The 1,753-nt window shown below is 66.2% G+C and carries 4 protein-coding genes; 2 read left to right on the top strand and 2 right to left on the bottom strand.

Annotated features, from left to right (window positions below):
• Window positions 1-208 precede the first annotated feature (208 nt).
• The gene (locus LH128_RS24310; protein WP_008832339.1) at window positions 209-478 is read right to left on the bottom strand and encodes a hypothetical protein; all 270 of its coding nucleotides are present in this window, start codon (window positions 476-478) and stop codon (window positions 209-211) included.
• Window positions 479-601: 123 nt separating this feature from the next.
• Between LH128_RS24310 and LH128_RS24305 the strand changes: the two genes are divergently transcribed.
• The gene (locus tag LH128_RS24305) at window positions 602-820 is read left to right on the top strand and encodes a hypothetical protein (protein ID WP_232307673.1); all 219 of its coding nucleotides are present in this window, start codon (window positions 602-604) and stop codon (window positions 818-820) included.
• 40 nt (window positions 821-860) lie between these two features.
• Here LH128_RS24305 and LH128_RS24300 read toward each other — a convergent pair whose 3' ends face one another.
• Window positions 861-1,079 (bottom strand): hypothetical protein, encoded by a 219-nt coding sequence (locus LH128_RS24300; protein WP_232307673.1) that lies wholly within the window; start codon window positions 1,077-1,079, stop codon window positions 861-863.
• Between the two features lie 123 nt (window positions 1,080-1,202).
• Between LH128_RS24300 and LH128_RS24295 the strand changes: the two genes are divergently transcribed.
• Window positions 1,203-1,472, top strand: a complete 270-nt coding sequence (locus tag LH128_RS24295; RefSeq protein ID WP_008832339.1) for a hypothetical protein — start codon at window positions 1,203-1,205, stop codon at window positions 1,470-1,472.
• The last annotated feature ends 281 nt before the right edge of the window (window positions 1,473-1,753 follow it).

The following is a 1,753-nucleotide window of genomic DNA, read 5'->3' as shown; positions in this document are numbered from 1 at the left end:
GGCCGGTCGCCGGTTCGCGCGTGCGCGGGCACTGAGATGATCGGCGCCCGAAAAATGCGAGCCGCTGCGGCGAACATGAGGGATGGCGCCTTGGCATGCGTATCAATAGATGCGCGGGGTCAAGCCGGAAGGCTTGGCCCGGGCGCACGGACAAGAGCGATGAGCAAGACCAGGCATAATTTTCCATCCCTGCCGCATGTCCGCGCCGTCATAGTCGCGGATGCGAAGCCATGACGCGGCTGATCGCTTCGCTGCTCGTCGCGCTTGCCTTGTTCGTGTCGCCGCTGGCGACGTCGAACGCCGCGGCCATGGACCAGATGACGAGCTGCGCGTCGATGGGGTCGGCGTCGAGCTGTCCCGAGAAGAGCCGCAGCGAAAAGCCCTGCGCGCCCGCAGCCTGCGTCAACGTCTGTGCATCGGTTTGCTTCTTGCCGGTCCTCGGCGACCGGCCGTATCCGGATGCCGCGGCAAAGGCCATCGGCCTCGCCCTTCACGAGCTTTCGGGCCTGACCCCCGAAGCTGAACCCCGGCCTCCCCGCAAACACTCCGAGACATAGTCCCACACTATTTTTTCGGAGTTTTGACGATGAACATGTTTTTGATGGCGACCGCCCTGACGGTCGCAACCCCTGCGGCCGCCCAAGCGACCGATCCTCATGCCGGCCACGGCGCTTCGGCGCCGATGGACAAGCCGATGCCGGCGCATGACGCGATGATGGCGGACGGCAAGATGAAGCCCGACGCCGACATGATGGAGCGCTGCAAGAAGATGCACGCGGCCATGGTCGCGAAGGCCGACGGCGCCCCCAAAGCGAAATAGCGCCGGTTCCGGGGCGGCATATGCCGCCCCGGAACCGGCGCTATTTCGCTTTGGGGGCGCCGTCGGCCTTCGCGACCATGGCCGCGTGCATCTTCTTGCAGCGCTCCATCATGTCGGCGTCGGGCTTCATCTTGCCGTCCGCCATCATCGCGTCATGCGCCGGCATCGGCTTGTCCATCGGCGCCGAAGCGCCGTGGCCGGCATGAGGATCGGTCGCTTGGGCGGCCGCAGGGGTTGCGACCGTCAGGGCGGTCGCCATCAAAAACATGTTCATCGTCAAAACTCCGAAAAAATAGTGTGGGACTATGTCTCGGAGTGTTTGCGGGGAGGCCGGGGTTCAGCTTCGGGGGTCAGGCCCGAAAGCTCGTGAAGGGCGAGGCCGATGGCCTTTGCCGCGGCATCCGGATACGGCCGGTCGCCGAGGACCGGCAAGAAGCAAACCGATGCACAGACGTTGACGCAGGCTGCGGGCGCGCAGGGCTTTTCGCTGCGGCTCTTCTCGGGACAGCTCGACGCCGACCCCATCGACGCGCAGCTCGTCATCTGGTCCATGGCCGCGGCGTTCGACGTCGCCAGCGGCGACACGAACAAGGCAAGCGCGACGAGCAGCGAAGCGATCAGCCGCGTCATGGCTTCGCATCCGCGACTATGACGGCGCGGACATGCGGCAGGGATGGAAAATTATGCCTGGTCTTGCTCATCGCTCTTGTCCGTGCGCCCGGGCCAAGCCTTCCGGCTTGACCCCGCGCATCTATTGATACGCATGCCAAGGCGCCATCCCTCATGTTCGCCGCAGCGGCTCGCATTTTTCGGGCGCCGATCATCTCAGTGCCCGCGCACGCGCGAACCGGCGACCGGCCGCCGCGCGAGCTGCTCGCCAGCCGTGCCGAAGCGTCGCGGCGCGCGCGGCTCGACCGCCGCGGGCGCGCCATC

Origin of the sequence: Sphingomonas sp. LH128 (assembly GCF_000293195.2) — a bacterium.
Taxonomy (GTDB): domain Bacteria; phylum Pseudomonadota; class Alphaproteobacteria; order Sphingomonadales; family Sphingomonadaceae; genus Novosphingobium; species Novosphingobium resinovorum_A.
The sequence above is the reverse complement of the archived record's forward strand: the minus strand, read 5'-3'. Positions and strand labels throughout refer to the sequence as shown.

Bases quoted from the DNA above. Each gene is read 5' to 3' on its own strand.
- LH128_RS24295 (WP_008832339.1), top strand. From the start codon at position 1,203: ATGGCCTTTGCCGCGGCATCCGGATACGGCCGGTCGCCGAGGACCGGC.
- LH128_RS24310 (WP_008832339.1), bottom strand. From the start codon at position 478: ATGGCCTTTGCCGCGGCATCCGGATACGGCCGGTCGCCGAGGACCGGC.
- LH128_RS24300 (WP_232307673.1), bottom strand. From the start codon at position 1,079: ATGGCGACCGCCCTGACGGTCGCAACCCCTGCGGCCGCCCAAGCGACC.
- LH128_RS24305 (WP_232307673.1), top strand. From the start codon at position 602: ATGGCGACCGCCCTGACGGTCGCAACCCCTGCGGCCGCCCAAGCGACC.